The 21,801-nt window shown below is 48.8% G+C and carries 22 protein-coding genes; 9 read left to right on the top strand and 13 right to left on the bottom strand.

Annotated features, from left to right (window positions below; all coding sequences use genetic code 11):
• Window positions 1-58 precede the first annotated feature (58 nt).
• Window positions 59-2,167, top strand: a complete 2,109-nt coding sequence (locus tag ACTHSX_RS06640) for a LysM peptidoglycan-binding domain-containing protein (protein ID WP_063075409.1) — start codon at window positions 59-61, stop codon at window positions 2,165-2,167.
• 355 nt (window positions 2,168-2,522) lie between these two features.
• On the opposite strand, the gene ACTHSX_RS06635 is transcribed toward ACTHSX_RS06640, so the two are convergent.
• The 4 genes from ACTHSX_RS06635 to ACTHSX_RS06620 all read right to left on the bottom strand — a co-directional run bounded on the left by ACTHSX_RS06635 (window position 2,523) and on the right by ACTHSX_RS06620 (window position 4,618).
• Window positions 2,523-3,167 carry an FAD-binding oxidoreductase gene (locus ACTHSX_RS06635; RefSeq protein WP_440377214.1) on the bottom strand — a complete coding sequence of 215 codons (645 nt, stop codon included), beginning with the start codon at window positions 3,165-3,167 and terminating at the stop codon, window positions 2,523-2,525.
• Window positions 3,168-3,188: 21 nt separating this feature from the next.
• Window positions 3,189-3,812 (bottom strand): ferric reductase-like transmembrane domain-containing protein, encoded by a 624-nt coding sequence (locus ACTHSX_RS06630; protein WP_440377172.1) that lies wholly within the window; start codon window positions 3,810-3,812, stop codon window positions 3,189-3,191.
• Between the two features lie 366 nt (window positions 3,813-4,178).
• Complete coding sequence (locus tag ACTHSX_RS06625; protein ID WP_254323667.1) at window positions 4,179-4,403, bottom strand: hypothetical protein; 225 nt, start codon at window positions 4,401-4,403, stop codon at window positions 4,179-4,181.
• A complete protein-coding gene (locus ACTHSX_RS06620) occupies window positions 4,400-4,618 on the bottom strand; it encodes a hypothetical protein (RefSeq protein ID WP_049227008.1) in 219 nt (72 codons plus the stop codon). Before ACTHSX_RS06620 ends, ACTHSX_RS06625 begins: the two co-directional genes overlap by 4 nt.
• Window positions 4,619-4,630: 12 nt before the next feature.
• Between ACTHSX_RS06620 and ACTHSX_RS06615 the strand changes: the two genes are divergently transcribed.
• Window positions 4,631-4,801, top strand: a complete 171-nt coding sequence (locus ACTHSX_RS06615) for a YegP family protein (protein WP_049332664.1) — start codon at window positions 4,631-4,633, stop codon at window positions 4,799-4,801.
• Window positions 4,802-4,845: 44 nt separating this feature from the next.
• Here ACTHSX_RS06615 and ACTHSX_RS06610 read toward each other — a convergent pair whose 3' ends face one another.
• The 6 genes from ACTHSX_RS06610 to gatC all read right to left on the bottom strand — a co-directional run bounded on the left by ACTHSX_RS06610 (window position 4,846) and on the right by gatC (window position 10,352).
• Complete coding sequence (locus ACTHSX_RS06610) at window positions 4,846-5,052, bottom strand: hypothetical protein (protein WP_440377213.1); 207 nt, start codon at window positions 5,050-5,052, stop codon at window positions 4,846-4,848.
• Window positions 5,053-5,126: 74 nt separating this feature from the next.
• Window positions 5,127-6,131 (bottom strand): FAD-binding oxidoreductase, encoded by a 1,005-nt coding sequence (locus tag ACTHSX_RS06605; protein WP_440377171.1) that lies wholly within the window; start codon window positions 6,129-6,131, stop codon window positions 5,127-5,129.
• Between the two features lie 81 nt (window positions 6,132-6,212).
• Window positions 6,213-7,643 carry an Asp-tRNA(Asn)/Glu-tRNA(Gln) amidotransferase subunit GatB gene (gene gatB, locus ACTHSX_RS06600; protein ID WP_440377170.1) on the bottom strand — a complete coding sequence of 477 codons (1,431 nt, stop codon included), beginning with the start codon at window positions 7,641-7,643 and terminating at the stop codon, window positions 6,213-6,215.
• Window positions 7,644-7,742: 99 nt separating this feature from the next.
• Window positions 7,743-8,363, bottom strand: coding sequence for a trimeric intracellular cation channel family protein (locus ACTHSX_RS06595; RefSeq protein WP_049331484.1), 621 nt, complete (start codon window positions 8,361-8,363; stop codon window positions 7,743-7,745).
• Window positions 8,364-8,461: 98 nt separating this feature from the next.
• The gene (gene gatA / locus ACTHSX_RS06590; protein ID WP_440377169.1) at window positions 8,462-9,910 is read right to left on the bottom strand and encodes an Asp-tRNA(Asn)/Glu-tRNA(Gln) amidotransferase subunit GatA; all 1,449 of its coding nucleotides are present in this window, start codon (window positions 9,908-9,910) and stop codon (window positions 8,462-8,464) included.
• A gap of 151 nt (window positions 9,911-10,061) precedes the next feature.
• Window positions 10,062-10,352 carry an Asp-tRNA(Asn)/Glu-tRNA(Gln) amidotransferase subunit GatC gene (gatC, locus tag ACTHSX_RS06585; protein ID WP_440377168.1) on the bottom strand — a complete coding sequence of 97 codons (291 nt, stop codon included), beginning with the start codon at window positions 10,350-10,352 and terminating at the stop codon, window positions 10,062-10,064.
• Between the two features lie 224 nt (window positions 10,353-10,576).
• Between gatC and ACTHSX_RS06580 the strand changes: the two genes are divergently transcribed.
• The 7 genes from ACTHSX_RS06580 to ACTHSX_RS06550 all read left to right on the top strand — a co-directional run bounded on the left by ACTHSX_RS06580 (window position 10,577) and on the right by ACTHSX_RS06550 (window position 18,242).
• Window positions 10,577-11,614, top strand: coding sequence for a rod shape-determining protein (locus ACTHSX_RS06580; protein WP_039862245.1), 1,038 nt, complete (start codon window positions 10,577-10,579; stop codon window positions 11,612-11,614).
• Window positions 11,615-11,625: 11 nt separating this feature from the next.
• On the top strand, window positions 11,626-12,456 hold the full coding sequence (mreC, locus tag ACTHSX_RS06575; protein ID WP_440377167.1) for a rod shape-determining protein MreC: 831 nt from the start codon (window positions 11,626-11,628) through the stop codon (window positions 12,454-12,456).
• 4 nt (window positions 12,457-12,460) lie between these two features.
• Entirely contained in the window at window positions 12,461-12,961 is a 501-nt protein-coding gene (gene mreD, locus ACTHSX_RS06570; protein WP_063075403.1) for a rod shape-determining protein MreD, read from the top strand.
• Window positions 12,962-12,965: 4 nt separating this feature from the next.
• On the top strand, window positions 12,966-15,014 hold the full coding sequence (gene mrdA / locus ACTHSX_RS06565) for a penicillin-binding protein 2 (RefSeq protein WP_440377166.1): 2,049 nt from the start codon (window positions 12,966-12,968) through the stop codon (window positions 15,012-15,014).
• Window positions 15,007-16,158 (top strand): rod shape-determining protein RodA, encoded by a 1,152-nt coding sequence (rodA, locus tag ACTHSX_RS06560; protein WP_440377165.1) that lies wholly within the window; start codon window positions 15,007-15,009, stop codon window positions 16,156-16,158. Before mrdA ends, rodA begins: the two co-directional genes overlap by 8 nt.
• A gap of 1 nt (window position 16,159) precedes the next feature.
• Complete coding sequence (locus ACTHSX_RS06555) at window positions 16,160-16,819, top strand: MarC family protein (protein WP_440377164.1); 660 nt, start codon at window positions 16,160-16,162, stop codon at window positions 16,817-16,819.
• Between the two features lie 79 nt (window positions 16,820-16,898).
• Window positions 16,899-18,242: an aldehyde dehydrogenase family protein gene (locus ACTHSX_RS06550; RefSeq protein WP_440377163.1), complete on the top strand. Its 1,344-nt coding sequence runs from the start codon at window positions 16,899-16,901 to the stop codon at window positions 18,240-18,242.
• 299 nt (window positions 18,243-18,541) lie between these two features.
• Here the strand turns inward: ACTHSX_RS06550 and ACTHSX_RS06545 are convergent, their stop codons facing one another.
• The 3 genes from ACTHSX_RS06545 to mltG form a co-directional block, all read right to left on the bottom strand.
• Entirely contained in the window at window positions 18,542-19,822 is a 1,281-nt protein-coding gene (locus ACTHSX_RS06545) for a malic enzyme-like NAD(P)-binding protein (RefSeq protein ID WP_440377162.1), read from the bottom strand.
• Between the two features lie 263 nt (window positions 19,823-20,085).
• On the bottom strand, window positions 20,086-20,712 hold the full coding sequence (tmk, locus tag ACTHSX_RS06540) for a dTMP kinase (RefSeq protein WP_440377161.1): 627 nt from the start codon (window positions 20,710-20,712) through the stop codon (window positions 20,086-20,088).
• A 67-nt stretch (window positions 20,713-20,779) separates the two neighbouring features.
• Entirely contained in the window at window positions 20,780-21,775 is a 996-nt protein-coding gene (gene mltG, locus ACTHSX_RS06535) for an endolytic transglycosylase MltG (RefSeq protein WP_250600947.1), read from the bottom strand.
• Between the last annotated feature and the right edge of the window lie 26 nt (window positions 21,776-21,801).

Below are 21,801 nucleotides of genomic sequence, written 5' to 3'. Positions count from 1 at the left end.
TGAAACGATACCATCGAAAAGACGAAATTTTATTATATATTTGATAACTCTATTTACTATGGCAAAACTAAAAACCATCGCTCTGACCGTTTCAAGCCTGTCGGCAGTTTCCGCCACAGCCTACGCGCAAAACGCTACGCCCAACCAAGTCGGCATGGCCATGATGCGCCTCAACTCTTCCCTGCTCGACCAAGCCAAAGCACAAACTTTCGGCTCTGGCAGCTTGTGGGCATCGTTGCGTAAAGACTTCCGCATCAACGAAGTCAACACAGAACTGGTTCGCCGCCATGAAAACAAATTTGCTGCAAATAGTGCATATTTCGACCGCACTATCTCCCGTAGCAAACCTTATATGTACCATATTGCCAATGAAGTTAAAAAACGCAATATGCCTGCTGAAATCGCTTTACTGCCTTTCATTGAAAGCGCATTCGTAACCAAAGCCAAATCACACGTCGGCGCATCCGGCCTGTGGCAATTTATGCCGGCTACCGGCCGCCACTTCGGCTTGGAAAAAACGCCTTTGTATGACGGCCGCCACGACATTTACGCTGCTACCGATGCCGCATTGAACTACCTGCAATACCTGCACGGTATGTTCGGCGACTGGTCTTTGGCACTTGCCGCTTACAACTGGGGCGAAGGTAACGTCGGCCGTGCCGTAAACCGTGCCCGTGCGCAAGGTTTGGAGCCGACATACGAAAACCTGCGTATGCCGAACGAAACACGTAATTACGTCCCCAAACTTTTGGCTGTCCGCAATATCGTTGCCAATCCGCAAACTTTCGGCATGAATATCAGTGAAATCAGCAATCAGCCATATTTCAAATCTGTCAGCATCGACAAACCTATTGATAACAGCACAATCGCTCGCTTTGCAAACATCAGCGAAAGCGAACTGTTGGCACTCAACCCAGGTTTCAATGCCCCGGTATTTATCCCTAAAAACAACCGTCGCCTGTTGTTACCGGTTTCTGCGGTTTCCGCATTTGAAAAAAACTACCGCAATGCTAATCCAGATACCCTGATGTCTTGGGATATTTATACTTCTTTGGGCAACAAAAAGCTTAATGCCATCGCCAACGATACTGGCATGAGCGTAGCCGAGCTTAAACGCCTCAACGGCCTGAGTGGCAGTGCCATTTCTGAAGGTCGCAGCATTTTGGTGGCTAAAAACTCAGCTACCCAAAGTCAAGATATCATTAACTTTATCGACAAAGACAATACGCCGGATACTTACCAATCCAATATGCCGGCCATGTCTCCGATTATTGCTTCCAACGTAGCAGAACCGGTTAAAGTCGCTCAAAATACCGTGACCAATATTGTTGCACCTGTTGTTCCACAGTCCAGCAAACCGGTTGACTTTATTGAACGCAACAAAGCTGAAAACGTTACTTCAGTAGCGGTAACAGAAACCAAGGCGCAGCCTCAAGTTGCAAGTGCAAAAGTAGCTGCCCCTGTTGTAGCCATGATCCATACCACTGCTGATCCTGCTACTACAAATGTTGCAGAAGCACCTAAAGCAACTATCCCTGCCGACTTGACTGCACCGACTGTTGCCGCAAACGATGTAGCCCCTACTCCTGCAGTTGAATCTGTTGTTGCCGCGCCGGCTCAAGAAGAGCATGATGACCTGATGGCCTTAGTACAAAGCCGACCTGCAGATGAACCTGCAGCAACTGTTGCTGAAGCGACTCCTGAAGCCAAACAAGTTCAAACTGTTGTGACTGCTGAAAGTGCTCGTGCCGCACGTATTGCAGCCAATACCGCTAAACAACAACAACGCATCAATGCGCGTCTTGCCCGTGTAAATGGCCAACAAAACATACAAACTGCAGCACTTGCAGCAGGTACACACCGCGTGGAAGATGGTGACACGTTGTTTAACATCTCCAAACGTTATAACCTGAGCGTAGCTGATTTGATTATTGCCAACAACATCAAAGGCAACAATATCAAAAAAGGCCAAATCCTCCGCGTTACAGCTGCTCCGGCAAAAGTCCGCAGCAACCCGATTCAAAACGTTTCCTACACTGTACGCAAAGGTGATACTTTGAACACTATTGCCAGCCGTTTCAATGTTGATGTTAATGAGATCCGCCGTTGGAACCGCAATACCCGTACTGTGACTCCTGGTCAACGTTTGAAACTGATGGGTAGCTAATACAATACTCCCCTGTTCAATCCTTGTGAATATATGGCCGTCTGAAATATTTCAGACGGCCATAGCTTTTTATCTCCCCCTTAAAGTCCTATCTAAACATTTAAGGAGTTTTGTAAGGACTCTACTGTAAGGATGACCAGAAAATTAAAAAATAGCCTACACCTTCAAAATGAAGGTGTGGACTGCTTTTATTTTCATACTATTAAGGCTGCATTATCAGACTGAAACCTCTTTAAGTGCTAAAGGTCGTCTGAAAAACAAAAAACAGTCCGCAGCTTTATTTTGAAGGCTTGAACTGTTTTTATTTGCACTAGGTTAAGACTACGCTCTCAAGCTATCCCACATCTATGGATGTTTAGCGGAATTCAAAGAACTCCAAATGTTGCGACCTTGTTTTCAGGTTATCTGAAATACTGCGCGTGAAGCTGCTGCTGCCACAGAGCCACAGGCTGCGGTTGGCACAGTCGCGGACAGTCTGTCCGATATGTTCGGCGGTGAGCCTTTGGGTTTCCGAAGGGATATAGTGGAAATTCACGTTGGCTTGTTGCGCTAAATTTTGCCAATGGGCAAGCGTGTCGGCAGACAGATTTCTATCAGCATGGAACCAGTCTATCGACTGGGTAATTGGCTGTTTCGACAGTTCATTAAGGCGTGCAAGAAATGGAGTAAAACCAATGCCGTTGCTGACCCAAATTTGCGCTTGCTTATCAGAAAAGTCAAAACGTCCGTATGCACCATCGATTTGAACGGTGTCGCCAATATTAAGGCGCTGCGGCAAGCGGTGTGTGTAATCGCCCAAATCTTTGATAACGAGCGTGAGCTCTTGGTTATCAGGCTGCCAGTCTGAAGCGATGGTGAAGGGGTGGCTTTCTCCGTGTGTGCGTAAAAAGAGGAATTGTCCTGCACAGTGTCCTTGCCATTTCGGGGCATTCAGAGTCAGAGAGAGCAGTTTACCGTTTTGATTCAGGGCGGAGACGGTAGCGTTTTGCGGATTACCGATGCGCTTAAACAGGGCAATCAGCTAGCAGGCGATGCCTGCACTTAAGGCGGCGATGATCAGCCAGCCCAGCGGTTGCGACCAGTAGGAAAAGTTTACCAGCACGATGGTGTGCCACACGAGCGCGAGATAAACGGGTACGACCAGGATGTGGAATTTGGCAAACCAGCGGTAGGGTATGCGTTTGATGAGGGCGGCGACAAGCAGAACAATAGCGACATAAAAGGCGACTTCGCCGATTTCTTCGGCAAGGTGGCGTTGGGTAGCCAGCCAATCTTTTAACGTCAATATTTCCTGCATCGGCGGGCGCGGCGGTTTTTTGCCGTCAAACAGTCCGAGCTTTACCAGCCATTTGGGGAATTGCTTGGTAGTCCAGTGCAGGATGCTGCCTGAAAGGGCGATGATGCCGAACCATTTGTGCAGGCGGTACATTTTGTCCAGCCCGCCGAGCGGGGTTTCCAGTATTTTGGGGCGTACGGCGAGTATCAGGCAGGCACTCATCGCCAGTATGCTGATGGCGCCAGTGAGTTGCAGCAGTAAATTGCGTACTGGAAATACGCCCCACTGGTCTGGAAATGATGTAGCAAGTAGCCATAAAGCAAATATGCCTCCGAAAAATATGGCTAAGGTTAGTTTGATGTTTCTCATGATCATGGTTCCTGATAAAGTTGACTTAAAACGGCCTGCGCCGTTTACAAGAAAAATTGTATAGGGAAAAAATTAGATGATAATTACTGTGCCACAAATAAAAGCGTGAATTGACTCAAAACTTGATAACGTCTCTAAAATATTGAAAAGTATGGTTTTGATTAGTTTGACTTCATAGTGATTTACATTTAAGGGCTGCCCTAGACAACCCAATCCACACCAAGATTTTATGGACACGCAACGCACTGCGTATTTAAAAATGCCAACTCAAAAAATCAGAAGAGTGTACATAATGTACACTCTTTCAAAGTTTGATTTCTCTTCAAGCTCAATGCTTACTACTTGAATTCAAATCTATCTTCTATTTCACAGCATCATTTTTACGGTCTTGAGTAAGGACATTTTCGATTTCCTTTTTATTTTCCGTTGAAAATCCTTATTCATCCGTACCGTATATTCAAACCCTGCCTTATCCAGCAGATTAGAAACATGAATGACAAACGGCTCTTGTTCGCGGGAGCGGCTTAAGCCCAATTCCAAATCGGCATGGCGCACAGCCAACTGACGTTCAACTAATTCACGGTAGGTCATTCTTTGATACCCATCAAATATTTTATCCGTCTGTACAACTTCTTAACCCACGAAATATTTACAAATGTATAAATCTTTGTTACAACTTCGCCGTCATACTGCGCATTTTCCCGTGCAGCCCGAAATTTTGCCCGGGCTTCTTCAGGGCTGTCCGCCCAAATGCTCAATGACCAGGACTTGCCGTCAAAGCGGTAAGAAAACGTGTACTCATTCATAGGAGAAACCTTATGTATTTTGAAATCTATAAAGACGCAAAAGGCGAATACCGTTGGCATTTGAAAGCAGCCAACCATGAAATCATCGCTCAGGGCCAAGGCTACACCAGCAAGCAAAACTGCCAGCACGCAGTCGATTTGCTGAAAAGCACTACCGCCGCTACCCCTGTAAAAGAGGTATAAAATCCGCTTTCACCCTCAGCCCGCGCCCTACGCGGGCTTTTTTGTCAGTCGCCGACTTTGCGGGAGTGATTGCCCGCCCAATCGCGCCACGCTGCGTTTTGGTTTTCCAGCTCAGCAACATAGCCGCCAAACTCAGCGGCGTGTTCGAGCAGCGTTGCCGTCTTGCCGTCTTTCGGCGGATTCGGGCGTACCGGCGCGACCATCAGCGCGGCAGGCGGTGTCGGCATGACCGCCTTTTCGACAACCTTAATTTCCGTAGCCGAGGGCGCGGTTGTAGAGCTGCAGGCCGTGATGACCAAAGCCGTCAATACAATTACCGCTTGCATTATGCCGGTGAAAAAGCATCACAGAAGAAGGCATCTTCCTGCAAGGCACATTTTTGAGTCAGCAAACTTTGCGCACTCTCCGTCATTGCTGGTGACCCGCAAGCATAAACTTCGTATTGGCTCAAATCAGGATAATTTTGTGCAGCAACATTTTGCACGTATCCATTCTCCCCTTTCCAATCGGAATCAGGCTTAGAAAGAACAGGCGAGAATTTCGCATTTTTCAGACGGCCTATTAATGCTTCTGCTTCTTCCAATGCGTACAAATCCTCCTGCTGACGTGCTCCCCAGTAAAAATGAACCTGACGCTCGCTATTCTGATGAATCAAATCAAGCAAAATACTGCGGATAGGTGCGTAACCTGTACCCGTTGCCAACAAAATAATCGGTTTATTGCCGTCCTTTTGCAAAGTAAACGTACCCAATGGACCTTTGACGCGGACAATACCTTTTTCTTTGATTTTAGGCTCGGCACCAAAAATCATTTCTGAGCATACGCCGTTTTCACGTTTGCGGATATGCAGCTCCAAAACGCCTTCTTGGTCAGGCGAATTGGCGATTGAATAGCTGCGGCTGATATTGCCGGGAAGCAGCAAATCAATATATTGTCCGGCATAAAATGCAAATGACGGCGCTTTAGGCAAAGCCAATCTCAACAAAGCAACATCATGTTTGATTTCAATCGTTTCGATACGTACAGGCAAAGTGCGCACCGGCAAAGCATTCGAATTAAACCCAGGCACATTGATTTTCAGGTCGCTCTTTGCAGTAGTGCAGCACAATAGCACTTTGCCCTGCGCTTTTTCTTCTGAGCTGATGGCTTTATCAATATGATCGCCCATTTCAAATTCGCCACTCATCAACTCAGCCTTACATTGTCCGCAGGCGCCACTTTTACAAGAATGAGGCAGATTTAAATTCTGACGGGTCGCAGCGGCAAGAACGGTTTCATCCTCGTTTGCCGTAAATGTGATTTGATCTGATAAGGTAATAGTATGTGTCATGGTATTTAGAATAATTTTAGAATCAAAAATAAAGGCCGTCTGAAAAATAAGACCTATTTTTCAGACGGCCTATCCTATTTATCAAGCTAATTTGGCTTTAATCAGTTCTTGAACTTGAGCCGGATTGGCCTTGCCTTTACTTGCTTTCATCACTTGGCCGACAATCGCATTCAGGGCTTTTTCATTGCCGGAACGGAATTGCTCAATGGCTTTTGCATTATTTGCCAACACTTCATCCACCATCGCTTCAATTGCGCCAGTATCAGTAATTTGTTGCAAACCATGTTTCTCGATGATTTCGGCAATACCTGCTTCAGGCTCAGCCCACATCGCTTCAAAAGCTTTTTTCGCCAGTTTGCTGCTTAATGTTCCATCCGCAACTTTAGCAACCAACTCGGCAAGGCGTGGAGCCGTAATCGGACTTTCAGCCAGTTCCAAACCTTCTTTGTTCAAGGTCGCGGCAAGCTCGCCGTTCATCCAGTTCGCTGTCAATTTACCTTGGCCGCAGGCTTTGGCCGCTTCTTCAAAATAGGCAGCTTGAGCACGACTGGCAGTCAACAGGCGCGCATCATAGTCAGACACGCCGTAATCGGCAACAAAACACGCCGCCATTTCATGCGGCAATTCAGGCATTTCATCTTTGGCTTTTTGCAATTGGCCGTCTGAAATAATGACCGGCAGCAAATCCGGATCTGGGAAATAGCGGTAATCGTGCGCATCTTCTTTCAAACGCATCACACGGGTTTCGCCTTTTTCAGGGTCAAACAACATGGTTGCCTGCTGTACTTTACCGCCGTCTTCTAAGATTTCGATTTGCGCTTCTACTTCATAATTGATGGCTTGTTCCAAGAAGCGGAAAGAGTTGAGGTTTTTGATTTCACGGCGTGTACCGAACTCTACCTGGCCTTTGGGACGTACAGAAACGTTGGCATCGACACGGAACGATCCTTCCGCCATATTACCGTCGCAAATATCGAGCCAAGTTACCAAACCGTGCAACGCTTTAGCGTATGCCACGGCTTCGGCTGCGGAACGCATTTCAGGATCGGAGACAACTTCCAACAAAGGCGTACCGGCACGGTTCAAGTCGATACCAGTAGCACCGTTCAAACCTTCATGTACGGATTTACCCGCATCTTCTTCCATGTGCGCACGGGTAACATTGATGGTTTTAACCTCATCGCCTACTACGATTTCCAGCTTGCCGTGTTCAACAATCGGCAAATCTAACTGACTGATTTGATAGCCTTTTGGCAAATCAGGATAAAAATAGTTTTTACGGTCGAACACGTTTTTCTGATTGATTTTCGCATCCAAAGCCAAACCGAGTTTGATGGCTTTTTCGACGACTTCGCGGTTCATTACCGGCAATACGCCCGGCAACGCACACTCAACCACGCTGGCGTGGGCATTAGGCTCGGCACCGAATGCAGTGGATGCGCCGCTGAAGATTTTGGATTGGGTGTTGAGTTGGACGTGGATTTCCAGTCCGATTACGGTTTCCCAAGTCATAAGGGTCTTTCTGTCGAAAAAAAGTTAATCGGTTAAATGAGTGATTCGTTTTTCAGACGGCCTGAATAAAAAACATAATAGGCCGTCTGTAAGATAAGTTTATTTCCTGCGGCGTTGGAAACCGGGCAGTTGCCAATGGAAACGGTATGCAGTCAGGCGAAACAACAATCCGCCGGCAAAGAGCAGGTTTAACGTAAAGATATTAATCCAGCCCAAATGCCCGAACAGATAAATCAGCCCGCCAATCAAAATGGCTACGCTGCCGTAAAGGTCGGTGCGCAAAATCATCGGTACATCATTGACCAAAATATCGCGCGCAATACCGCCGCCAACGGCAGTCACAAAAGCCAAAGAAATAACGCCGAACAGATTAAGCTGCAAAGCCATACCGATTTGTGCGCCGGTAATGCTGAACGCTGCCAAACCAATGGCATCGGCAATAATAAAAGCAGCGGCCAAATAGGTGCTGCGATAACGTTGCACCCTTATCAACCATGCGATGGCAAGCGTGGCAAACACAACAATCAGCGCATCTGTTTGCAAAAACACTTGCGGAATCCGGCCGACCAAGCCATCACGTATCATGCCGCCGCCGACTGCCGTCAGTAACGCTGTAATGACGACACCGAGTACATCCAACCGCTTGTTGTAGCCGACCAAATAGCCGGAAATGGCAAACGCGGCTGTCCCAATGATTTGAATGAAGTCGGTGGCTGTCATAATTTTTAAATATCTACAATATGCAGCACCTCAATACATTCAGGCGCTTTTATATGGTTTATTTTCAGACGACCTTGAATCATCAAGGCCCTAAAACATTATTCCGGCGCTTTAGTGTGCCAATCGCTGTTTAGTTGAACCTGATGTGCGGCACCCAAAATTTTGGCTTCGGAGAAATAGTTGCCGATAAATTGCACACCAATCGGCAGGCCGTTTGCGCTGAAACCGGCAGGAAGAGTCAATGCAGGCAAACCGGCAAGGTTCACGGCGATGGTGTAAATATCGGATAAGTACATTTGCACAGGGTCGTGAATGTCGCTGCCAAGTTTCGGCGCAGCAGTCGGTGCAGTCGGCGCCAAAATGAAATCACATTGACCAAAGGCCGTCTGAAAATCATTGGCAACCAGACGGCGCAATTTTTGCGCTTTCAGGTAGTAAGCATCGTAGTAACCATGGCTCAATACATAAGTACCGATCATGATACGGCGCTTAACCTCGCTGCCAAAACCTTCGGCACGGGTGTTACTATACATTTCTTCCAAATCGCCGAATTGTGCTGCACGATGGCCATAACGTACGCCGTCGAAACGGGATAAGTTGGTACTTGCTTCCGCAGAGGCAAGAACGTAATAAGCAGGAATCGACAATGATGTTTGCGGCAGGGAAACTTCAACAGTCTCCGCGCCTTGAGCTTTGAGCAAATCGATAACGCTTTGCAAGGCCGTCTGAACATCGGCATCCGCGCCTTTGCCGAAATATTCTTTAGGCAAACCGATTTTCAAACCTTTGAGCGGCTTGTCTAAATCACGAGTGTAGTCTTCTTTGTCGCGCTCCAAACTGGTGGAATCGCGCTCGTCAAAGCTGGCCATAGCGTTCAACAAAATCGCGCAGTCTTCGGCCGTTTGCGCCATAGGGCCGGCTTGGTCAAAGCTGGAAGCATAGGCAACCATACCGAAGCGTGAAACCGTACCGTAAGTCGGCTTAATACCGGTAATACCGCAATGCGATGCAGGCTGACGGATAGAACCGCCGGTATCCGAACCCAACGCAGCCGGAGCCAAACGCGCTGCAATCACGGCAGCCGAACCACCTGACGAACCGCCGGGAACATGTTCAAGATTCCATGGGTTTTTGGTTGCGCCGTAGAACGAAGTCTCATTGGTCGAACCCATGGCAAATTCGTCCATATTGGTACGGCCAAGAGTAACCATGCCGGCATCCAACAGGTTTTGTACCACAGTGGCAGTATAAGGAGAAACAAAGTTATCCAACATTTTGGAGCTGCATGCACTGCGCCAACCTGTTTGGCAGAAAATATCTTTGTAAGCAACCGGCACACCGGTCAAAGCCGTTGCATTACCGGCTGCGATACGCGCATCGGCTGCTTTAGCCTCAGCAAGGGTCTTATCTTGATCGATGGTCACATAGCCATTGATGGCAGGGTTTTTCGCAGCAATAGCGGCCAAATATTCGGTCGCCAATTCGACTGCGGAAATTTGTTTGGATTGCAGCAGGCTGCTGGCTTGTTTAAGCGTGTAAGCGGTCATTGTGCCGTACTTTCTATAAAACAGTTTTTTGCTTTCAAAACAGATATTGAAAACATCCGTTTAAATCAATAAATCGGGCCGTCTGAACAGAATATCCTTTCAGACGGCCTTGCAATAGGAGTTTGCAGATGAGCAAAGGCCGTCTGAAACCTTATTCTTCAATCACTTGAGGAACGATATACAGGCGGTTGCGCACTTCAGGAGCAACAGCCTGATATTCTGCGGCGTGATCGGTTTCAGTCACTTTATCTTCGCGCAGGCGCAAAGAGGCTTCGTGCGGATGCGCCATGGGTTCGATGCCGTCGGTATCGACGCTTTGCATGTTTTCAACCATGGCGAAAATGTCGTTCAACTCGGCAAGCGTTTTGTTTTTTTCTTCGTCCGTTAAAGTGAGGCGCGAGAGTTTTGCGATTTTTTCCACATCATTTAAGCTTAAAGCCATAAAAAATCCTTGTCTGATAGCAATGCCTCTTGGGTTTGGGGTATCATTGCATTTCGTCTTCTATGAAGCGAAGAATTATAACCGAAAACCAAACAGGTTGGCATGGTGTTTTGATTCAGACGGCCTTTTAAGGGCGCATTTATCCGTCTTAAACCGTGTACCTGTTTTTCTTATTTTAAATAGCGCTAAACACATCCGGGCTGGGCCGGAATTTCAGGTATCCTATGTTTCGTCTTTTATCTCGTTTCCTCTCCAATGATATTGCCATCGACTTGGGCACGGCCAACACGCTGATTTTTGTACGCGGCAAAGGGATTGTTTTGGATGAGCCGTCCATGGTTGCGATTCAATCCGGCGCAGGCAATAAAAGTAAAATTATGGCAGTGGGCACGGAAGCCAAAAAAATGCAGGGCCGTGCGCCGCGCAATATCGAAATTGTCCGCCCGATGAGGGACGGTGTGATTGCCGATTTTGTGATTACCGAGCGTATGCTGGGTATGTTGATTAAAAAAGCCACCGAAGGACGGTCTTTGGTTCCGCCTCGTGTGGTTATCTGTGTTCCGGGCGGCTCTACCCAAGTGGAACGTAAAGCAATTTTGGATTCTGCGTTTGCTGCCGGCGCTGCAAGCGTACATTTGATTGAAGAACCGATGGCCGCCGCTTTAGGCGCGGGCTTGCCGATTGAAGATGCTGCAGGTTCGATGATTGTCGATATTGGCGGCGGTACTACTGAAATCGGCATTCTTTCACTGGGCGGCATGGCCTATTCTGCTTCTGTCCGCGCAGCCGGCGACGAATTCGATAAAAGCATCATCCATTACCTGCGTCGCCATCGCGGTGTCTTGATTGGCGAAGCTACGGCCGAAGAATTGAAGAAACAAATCGGCTCGGCCTCGGGCTTTGAAACCGAAACAGCCATGCGCATTAAGGGCCGAGATCTGGCCGAAGGCACGCCTAAATCCTTGGCGGTTACTTCAAATGAAATCCGTGAAGCATTGAGCGAAACGGTAAATCAAATCATCCGAGCCGTCCGTCTGGCTTTGGAACAAGCTCCGCCCGAGCTGGCCGGCGACATCGCCGACCGCGGTATTATGCTGACCGGCGGCGGTGCTCTTCTACACGGTATCGATACCGTCTTGGCCGATGCAACCGGCTTGCCCGTCGGTATTGCCGACCAGCCTCTGAATTGCGTCGCCTATGGTGCCGGTAAGGCTTTGGACTATATCGGCAAATGGGATACCGTGTTTACAGAAAACCCATAAGGTAGATGGTTATGGAACGCTCTTCTTTGCGCTTTGACGAGGCAAAAGGCCCTAAGCTGTTGCCTCGTTTTGTCGTTTATATCGCTCTGGCTGCCGGCCTGATGGTGGCAGATTACCGCTTTTCATTGATGCAGCCTGTACGTGCGGCGGTCATGCCCATGCTCTACCCTGTTCAATGGCTGGCCAATCAACCTGTTCAACTTTATCAATATTTTGCCGACCTCTCTCAGTCTAAATCCGAGCTCTTAGAACAAAACCGTCAGCTTCTGGAAGAAAATGGCCGTCTGAAAATCGATTTGCAGCGGGATAAAGTCAATACCGACGAATTGCGCGAATTGAAAAAACTGTACGGTTTGCAACAAAAAGGCATTCACAACGTTATCGGTGCGGAAGTCATTTCCAATGGCAAAGATCCGCTTTCCGAAAGACTGATTATCGGCAAGGGCAGTCAAAACGGCTTGAAAGTTGGCGATGCGGTCATCGATCAAAGCGGTTTGATCGGTCTGTTGACACAAGTTCACACACAAAGTGCAGAAATTGGGCTGATTTCGGGCGGACAAAGCATTGTCCCCATAGCCGTCAGCCGCACTGGCGAACGCAATTTGGCATACGGCAATGGCAACGGTTTGGATTTGCGCTATTTTCCAACCGGCTCCGACTTGAAACCCGGCGATGTTCTGCTGACTTCCGGTTTGGACGGTACTTATCCGGCGGGGATTCCCGTTGCAACCGTCAGCAAGGTTGTCCGCGCATCAGGAACGCCTTATTACGATACGCAACTGACGCCTTTGGCCGCTTTACGCAGCAGCCGTTTTGTCTTGGTACTTTCTTCCCCACGCTGATTTCATGAACGATTTTGATGATTCTTACCGTGCAGTACCGCTGCACATCATGGCGGCCAGTCTCATTGTAATGATGATACTGGACTTTATGCCGTTTTCCTTTGACGGATTCTTTTGGCTGCCTGAAATGACGGCACTGATGTTGCTGTATTGGACATTGCACCAACCGCAACGCGCAGGCATGGGACTGGCTTTTGCCATCGGTCTGATTGTCGATGCAGCAACCGCCGCAACTTTAGGGTTACACGCCCTGTCCTACGTCGTGATGACTTATTTCATCTTAAACCGCCGCCGCCAAATCATGCTTTACGGCCACATTATGCAATTGGCCGCTGTCTTGGCTGCGCTGCTTCTCAATCAGGCCGTCTTAACTGTTGCCCGCTTGTTCCTCAATCATCAGGTCATCACTTTGCAAGGCTTTGTTGCCCCGTTTGTCGGCGCATTGCTTTGGCCGATACTCAGCCAGCTGATGCTGATTGTAACCCGTATTTACCGCTCCCACTGAAAAGATGAAACCGATTCTTCCACGCCGTCTTTCCGGTGGTCAACATACCAAAAAACCTTCCGCTCAGGCAGCACAAGCCGACGCTTTGTTGCGCCTGCTCGTTGCTTTTATCCTGATCATCATCTTCTTTTCCATCTTGCTGGCACGGTTCTTCTACCTGCAAGTGACTCAACACAACGAGTTTTCCGGTCAGGCATCGAACAACCGCATCACCCTGATTCCAACGCCGCCCGTACGCGGCGAAATCGTCGATATCAACGGCGTTCCCTTGGCCAAAAACTATCCAGTCTTTTCGCTCGAAGTTATTCCCAGCCGCATTGAAGGCAAGATGGAAGATGTCATTGAAGCATTGAAAAAATACGTCGATATTACGCCGACAGATTTAAAACGCTTCAAAAAATACCGTGAAAGCTATCGAAAATTTGAAAATATTCCGCTCAAACTCAGACTGACCGATGAAGAGGCAGCCCGTTTGTCCGTACATCTGCGCGAATTCAAAGGCGTAGAGGTCAATTCACGCACATTCCGCGAATATCCTTACGGCAAACTGACTTCCCATTTCTTAGGCTATATCGGCCGTATTAGCGACAAAGACAAAGAAATGCTGGAAGAAGAAGGCCTGACCGCCCTCTACCGCGGCAGTACGCATATCGGCAAATCCGGCTTGGAAAAATATTACGAACACCAGCTTCATGGCATTCCAGGCTATCAGGAAGTCGAAAAAGACGCTTACGGCAATATCGTCCGCGTATTGAAAAATGTCCCGTCAAAAATGGGGCAAACCTTGCGCCTAGGCATGGATATCCGTATGCAACAGGAAGCCGACCGCATTTTGGGCGACCGCCGTGGCGCATTGGTGGCCATCAATCCGCAAGACGGTACTGTCTTGGCTTTTGTTTCCAAGCCTTCTTTCGATCCCAACCTCTTTATTGACGGCATCGACAGCGACACTTGGAAAATGCTGAATGACGATTGGAAAAAGCCTTTGATCAACCGCGTTACCCAAGGCCTTTATCCGCCGGGTTCTACATTCAAACCCTTTATGGGCATGGCCTTATTGGAAAGCGGCAAAATCACTCAAAACACCATCGTCCCCGCTCCCGGCGCATGGAGTATACCCGGCAGCCGCCATATTTTCCGCGACTCAGTCCGCAGCGGCCACGGCTCGGCCAACTTGAGCAAAGCCATCCAAGTATCTTCAGATACCTTCTTCTACCGCTTGGGTTACGAAATGGGTATCGATAAAGCCTCTCGGTATCTGGCGCAATTCGGTTTCGGCCAAAAAACCGGCATTGACCTGCCCAGCGAATATACAGGCGTTTTGCCTAGCCGCGAATGGAAAGCCAAACGCTTTGCCAAGTCTTCCGATCCGACCGCCAAAGAATGGCGCGCCGGCGAAATGGTTTCCGTCAGTATCGGCCAAGGCTACAATGCCTACACGCCTTTACAAATGGCACATGCGACAGCTTCTCTGGCCAATAACGGTGTCGTTTATCAGCCGCATTTGGTCAAAGAAGTATTGGATTTCGGCGCACGCAAAATTACCCGCATCAACCCCAATCCCGAGCGTCAAATTCCGTTCAAAGCCGACAACTTCGAATACGTCAAACGAGCAATGGAAAAGGTATTGAAACCAGGCGGTACGGCACACCGTATCGGTGGCGGACTCGCTTATACGATGGGTGGTAAAACCGGTACGGCCCAGGTCGTACAAATCAAACAGGGCGGCCGCTACAACGCCGCAGCCCTGCGCGAACAACACCGTGACCACGCATGGTTTATCTCGTTTGCGCCATTGGAAAAACCTGAAATTGCCATTGCCGTTATTTTGGAAAATGGCGGTTGGGGTGCGTATGCCGCGCCATTGGCTCGTGAAATGACTGATTTTTATATGCTTCACGTCAAGCCGCAACAGTTTTCAGACGGCCTTGAACCAGACTCGGCCAAAACTGAAACAACGGACAAGCATCAGCCTATTACCAGCATTTTCCAATCTGCCTACGGACTGACTCCGACAAGCCCTGCCTCACAGCCGGAGGTTCATCATGAATAACACATCAGTGTGGAAAAATTTCAAATCCACCATTACAGCCCCGATTGACCCTTGGCTGTTTTTTGCTATGCTCGCCATCTACATCATGAGCCTGTTCCTGCTCTATTCTGCAGATGGGCAAGAGTTCGGCCAATTGGAAAACAAAACCATCCATACCGTTTTGGGCTTTGCCCTGTTATGGATTATCGCCATATTCAAACCGCAAACGGCTGCCAAAGTTGCCCTGCCTGTTTACATTGTCGGCGTATTACTGCTGATTGGCGTCGAAGTCGCCGGCGTTACTGTCAACGGCTCGACCCGTTGGCTGAGTCTCGGCTTTACCCGTATCCAACCTTCCGAAATCATGAAAATCGGCATTCCCATGACTGTCGCGTGGTATTTCCAACGCTATGAAGGCCGTCTGAAATGGATACATTATATTGTCGCCCTCGTGCTGATTCTTGTTCCTGTCGCCCTGATTTTGAAGCAGCCCGACCTCGGTACGGCAGCATTGATTATGGCTTCGGGTATTTTTGTCATCTTCTTTGCCGGATTGCCTTGGAAAGCCATTTTTGCCGCTATTATTGCCTTTGTGGCCGCCTTGCCGCTCTTATGGAATTACGGCATGCACGACTATCAGAAAACCCGTGTTCTCACCCTGCTTGACCCAACCAAAGATCCGTTAGGTGCAGGCTACCACATCATCCAATCCATGATTGCCATCGGCTCGGGCGGCGTATGGGGTAAAGGCTGGCTAAACGGTACGCAAACCCATTTGGACTATATTCCCGAATCAACGACTGACTTTATTTTCGCGGTATTCGGCGAAGAGTTCGGTCTGATTGGCAATATCCTGTTGCTACTGATTTACCTTATCATTCTGGCACGCGGATTGTGGATTGCCGCGCAAGCGCAATCCCTTTACAGCCGTACTCTGGCAGGTGCGTTAACCATGACTTTTTTCTGTTATGCCTTTGTAAACATGGGCATGGTCAGCGGCATTTTGCCCGTCGTCGGCGTCCCCCTCCCCTTGGTCAGCTACGGCGGTACGGCTACGCTTTCTATCATGGTGGTACTCGCCCTGTTGATGGGTATTGCTAATGAACACAAAAACCTCCGCCGCCGTAATGCGGATAACGATGACCTGACTGAAAGCGAGGAATAATATGGAATTAGGTGTAGAAATCGGCAAGCTGCTTGTGGCATTTCTCGTGCTGATTAATCCTTTCAGCGCGCTCTCAATCTATCTTGATCTGACACAAAACCACAGCACCAAAGAAAAGCGCAGAATCGCGCGTACTGCCGCATTGGCTGTTTTCATCGTGATTGTCGTCTTTGCACTGAGCGGCGGTATCTTACTGAAAGTACTCGGCATCAGCGTCGGTTCTTTCCAAGTCGGCGGCGGGATTCTGGTTTTGCTGATTGCCATCTCATTAATGAACGGCAACGACAATCCTGCCAAACCCAAAATTGATCCCCATTCAGAAGAGCATCAAAGTGCGCAACAAGTCCACCGCAATGAAAAAGCCATTGCCGTCGTACCCATTGCCATTCCGATTACCATCGGCCCCGGCGGTATCTCCACTGTCATCATTTATTCCTCTGCCGCCAAAAATTACAGCGAGATTGCCCTGATTATCATCTCCGGCTTTTTGGTCAGCCTGATTTGCTATTTCATTTTGGTCGTGGCCGGACGCATCAGCAAACGCTTGGGCAATACCGGTCTGACCATCCTCAACCGCATCATGGGCATGATGCTTGCTGCCATTTCCGTAGAGATTATTGTTGCCGGCTTAAAATCCATTTTCCCCCAACTGGTCGCTTGAAGTACAATCATCACAATAAAAGGCCGTCTGAAACATTTTCAGACGGCCTCATAAAAACATAAAAACAAAGGAGCCAACCATGTTTCACAGCACCCACGTTTTCACCGGAGAAACCATTTACCGCCGACCGGCGCAAAGCTATACCGAGTTCACCGACGAATTAAACTGCCTCCAAACCCTTCAGCAAACCTTTGCCCAATCAAGCATTATCGAGCGCACCGCCCTCTTACAGCAATTTGCCGACAGCCTCACCCAAAACCAAGAACACCTTGCCGAAATGGTTTGCGAAGAAGTCGGACGCTGCCTGCACGAATGCAGTGCCGAAATCAGCAAATCCATTGAGCTTATCCGCTACTACGTCCGCCTTGCCCCCAAACTGCTTGCCCATAAAACCATCGCCACCCAAGCCAGCCTCAGCCAGGTCCGCTTCGAGCCTTTGGGCGTTGTTTTGGCGGTCATGCCGTGGAACTATCCTGTTTGGCAGATTTTACGATTTGCCATCCCTGCCCTCTGTGCCGGCAATGCCTGCGCGGTCAAACCTGCGCCCAGTGTCGCCCGCGTTAGCGAAACCCTATTCAGCCTTGTCCCAAAAGGTTTGCCGCTTATCGGCGCATGGTTGAGCCATGAAGACACGCTTAAAGCCATTGAAGATACCGATGCCATGGCGTTTACCGGTTCGACCCATACCGGCCGCCTGCTGGCCGCCCATGCAGGCAAACATCTGAAAAAAACCGTCCTTGAACTGGGCGGCAGCAATCCGTTTATTATCCTGCCCGATGCCGACCTGCAACGCGCAGCCATCGATGCCTGCTATTCGCGCTTTCGCGATGCCGGACAATCCTGCAATGCCGCCAAACGCATCGTTGTTACCCAAGATATTGCCGAACAATTTATCCCGCTCTTCCTTGTCGAGTGCGCCAAACTGCAAACCGGCAATCCCAAAGACCCGAACACCACCCTTGCCCCACTTCACCGCCAAGACTTGCGTCAAACCGTACACGAGCAGGTTCAAGATGCGGTTGCACATGGCGCGCAATGCTTGAGCGGCGGCTATATCCCTGATGGAGAAAGCTGGTTTTACCCTGCCACGGTATTGGATCAGGTCAACCCCAACTGCCGCGTTTGGCACGAAGAAGTTTTCGGCCCGGTTGCCATGATTTTACGTGCCGACAATCCGGATCACGCCGTCGCACTTGCCAATGACACACCTTTCGGCCTCGGCGCCTGCATCTACACAGCCGACACGGCAAACGCATGGAAATACGCCGAAAAAATTCAAGCAGGCTCTGTCTTTATCAACCGCCATACCAGCAGCGACCTGCGCCTCCCCTTTGGTGGCGTCAAAGCTTCCGGCTATGGACGCGAGCTATCAGAATTCGGGCTGTACGAGTTCGTCAACGTCAAAACCTATTGGCAAAAATAAACTGTCTTATTAACTCAGGCCGTCTGAAAACTCGATTTCAGACGGCCTGATATTGTTTAAAAGGCTGGCAAAATGTTGTATTCAATCCCGTACAAACCATGCAAAGCCAAAATACTTCAAAAATAAGAAACCTATCTTAGAAAGTAATCCATATTCCCACGTCGATTTTGAACCAGCAGATTATCGTATTCTTTATTACAATTACTGCATTAAGCCATTTCTAAAATACCCAATAAACAAAAGGGCCGTCTGAAATACAACTTTCAGACGGCCTTTTCAATCAAGCACTACTTACTGAATTACAGTTCCCATGCAGCCAATTTAGCAGCGTACGCATCCAAGTTGGCGATTGGACGGGTAGCCACGCCGCTTTCCATAGCTGCTTTAGCAGTGGCAGAAGCAACGCGAGGCAACAGGCGGGAGTCGAATGGGGTAGGAATCAGGTATTCCGCGCCGAATTCGAATTTCTTACCGTAAGCGGCAACCACTTCTTCAGTTACTTCTTCCATTGCCAAGTCAGCCAAAGCGTATACGCAAGCGCGTTTCATTTCTTCATTAATGGTGGTCGCGCCGACATCCAATGCGCCACGGAAGATGAATGGGAAGCACAATACGTTGTTTACTTGGTTCGGGAAGTCTGAGCGGCCGGTACCGATTACCACATCCGGACGGGTTTCTTTTGCCAATGGAGGCAGAATTTCCGGATTTGGGTTTGCCATAGCGAACACGATTGGTTTTTCGTTCATGGTATTCAGCATTTCAGGAGTCAGCAGGTTTGCACCGGACAGACCCAAGAAGATGTCTTTACCTTTAACGGCATCAGCCAATACGCGTTGGCCGTTGTCTTCGATGGCGTAGAATTGTTTGGACTCGTCCATACGGTCTTTGTCTTCGCGGGTTTTATAAATCACGCCTTTAGAGTCGCAGACGGTTACGTTTTCACGTTTCAGACCCAAATCCAGCAATTGGTTCAAGCAAGCAATCGCTGCGGCACCTGCACCGGAGCACACCAAAGTCGCTTCTTCAATTTTGCGGCCGGTATAACGCAAAGCGTTCAATACAGCGGCAGCAGTAATGATGGCGGTACCGTGTTGGTCGTCGTGGAATACAGGGATTTTGCAACGTTTGCGCAATTCGCGTTCGATATAGAAGCACTCAGGCGCTTTGATGTCTTCGAGGTTGATGCCGCCGAAAGTCGGTTCCAAAGAAGCGATGATGTCTACCAATTTTTGTGGGTCTTTTTCATCGATTTCGATATCGAATACGTCAACGCCGGCGAATTTTTTGAACAATACACCTTTGCCTTCCATTACAGGTTTACCGGCCAACGCACCGATGTTGCCCAAACCCAACACTGCGGTACCGTTGGAAATCACGGCAACCAAATTGCCTTTGGCAGTGTATTTGTAGGCAGTTTGAGGATCGTCATGGATTTCCATACAAGGAGCGGCTACGCCCGGAGAGTACGCCAACGCCAAGTCTTTAGAAGTGGCCAAAGATTTGGTTGGGGTAACGGAGATTTTGCCCGGCACGGGGAATTCGTGGAACTGCAGGGCGGCTTCTTTTAATGAATTTTCCATTTATCGATCCTGTTTGCGAGAGAGATTTTACAGCGAACAAGTCTGAAACAGGCTGCTTCAGACGTTTAAAATTTCTAAAGTCGGGTTGTTAACAGACCGGCTTTGTAAGAGGCCGTAATTTTATCATGTTCTTTTGGTGGCGCATACCGATATTTATTACATTTGTTTTGATGTTTCGTTTTATTTGGTTTTATGTCTAAAAACTTCTGTAATAATATTTCTTCGCTACACTATCCTTCTTTCAGACGGCATTTTATTTAAACTTAAACATTCAATCCAAAATGACTGTCTAGCGCGGTTTCAATCTGATTTTTTACCGCGTCCAGACTTTGGCTGCTGTCGATGACGGCATAGCGTTCCGGCTGTTCGTTAGCACGTTGCAGATACACTTCGCGCACCCGATTGAAAAACTCGGCTTCTTCTTGCTCAAAGCGGTCTTTCTCACGCGTTTGGTTGATGCGTGCCATTGACACTTCCAAAGGCACATCCAACAGCAAAGTTAAATCGGGACGGAAATTACCCTGCACCCAATGCTCAAGCGTGGCAATATCTCGCAAGGGAACACCGCGTCCGCCGCCTTGATAAGCAAACGTTGCATCGGTAAAACGGTCGGAAACGACATGCGTGCCGTTTTTCAGGGCAGGCAGAATGACTGTTTCCAAGTGTTGCTGTCTGGCGGCAAACATCAGCAGGGTTTCGGTACGCAGGCTGACTTGGGTGGCTGGGTTGAGCAGGATTTCACGCAATGCTTCTCCGGCCGGAGTGCCTCCCGGTTCGCGCGTAAACAACACGGGCAGTTTGTGTTTTTCAAACCATGCTTTCATTACAGCTAGGTTGGTGGATTTGCCTGCGCCGTCTATGCCGTCAAGGGTAATAAATCTGGGTTTCATATGGATATCGTCAATTTAAAGGCCGTCTGAAACAGGGATTATAAATGTTTCAGACGGCCTATTCGGTTTATTTCTTCAAAATATATTTGCGCACGGCAGCATTGTGTTCGGAAAGATTGTGGCTGAACTCGCTCAAGCCCGTACCATCCATTTTTGAGACGAAATACAGATATTTTTCATCAGACGGATGACCCGCCGCTTCAAGCGCGGCCTTGCCGGGAAGCGCAATCGGAGTCGGCGGCAAACCGCTGCGCGTATAGGTATTGTAAGGCGTATCTCGTTGCAGGTCGGCTTTGCGGATTCTGCCTTTATACGCATCGCCCATGCCATAGATGACGGTCGGGTCAGTTTGCAGGCGCATGCCGATATTCAGGCGGTTGACGAATACGGCGGCTACATGAGCACGGTCGTCTTCGTGCGCGGTCTCTTTTTCAATCAGACTCGCCATAATCAGCATTTCGTACGGATTTTTATAAGGCAGGCCGCTTTGACGGTCGTCCCATGCTTCTTGCAGGTTTTCCCGCATTTTACGGTAGGCAATTTTGTAAATTTGAAGATCGCTGCCACCGGCATCAATTTCGTAACTATCTGGGAAAAACTGTCCTTCCGGATTGCTACTCAGGGCATCGGGCGCCACTTCGGCCATCAGTTTTTCATCGCTCCAACCGCGCGTGTCGTGGGCAATGTCGGCAGTATTGTCGATAATACGGCGCATTTGGGCAAAACGCGCACCTTCCAAAATTTGCACGCTGACCGAATCAGGACGGCCTTTTTTAATGCGTTTTAAAATATCCCAAGCCGATACTTTGGAAGACAGGCGGTAAGAACCGGCATTGAGTTGGTTGTGTACGCCCATCACATATGCGGCGGCTACCAGCACATAACGGTTATAAACGATGCCGTCTTGAGCCAGTTTACGGCTGACGGAAGAGATACCTTGGTTTTTGGTAATGGTAATACGGTATGGTTTGCCGTTGTCTTTCGGAACAAACAACAATGCGGCAACCACGGCGGCAAATGCCGTCAAAAATACGGCCAGCCATTTCAACAATTTTTTCAGCATGGTAGGATTCTTGGTTTGTGAACGTG

The organism is Neisseria sp. P0014.S002, assembly GCF_051958295.1.
Classification (GTDB): Bacteria; Pseudomonadota; Gammaproteobacteria; order Burkholderiales; family Neisseriaceae; genus Neisseria; species Neisseria flavescens_B.
Note: the sequence above shows the minus strand (reverse complement) of the source record. Positions and strands in the feature narration are given on the sequence as shown.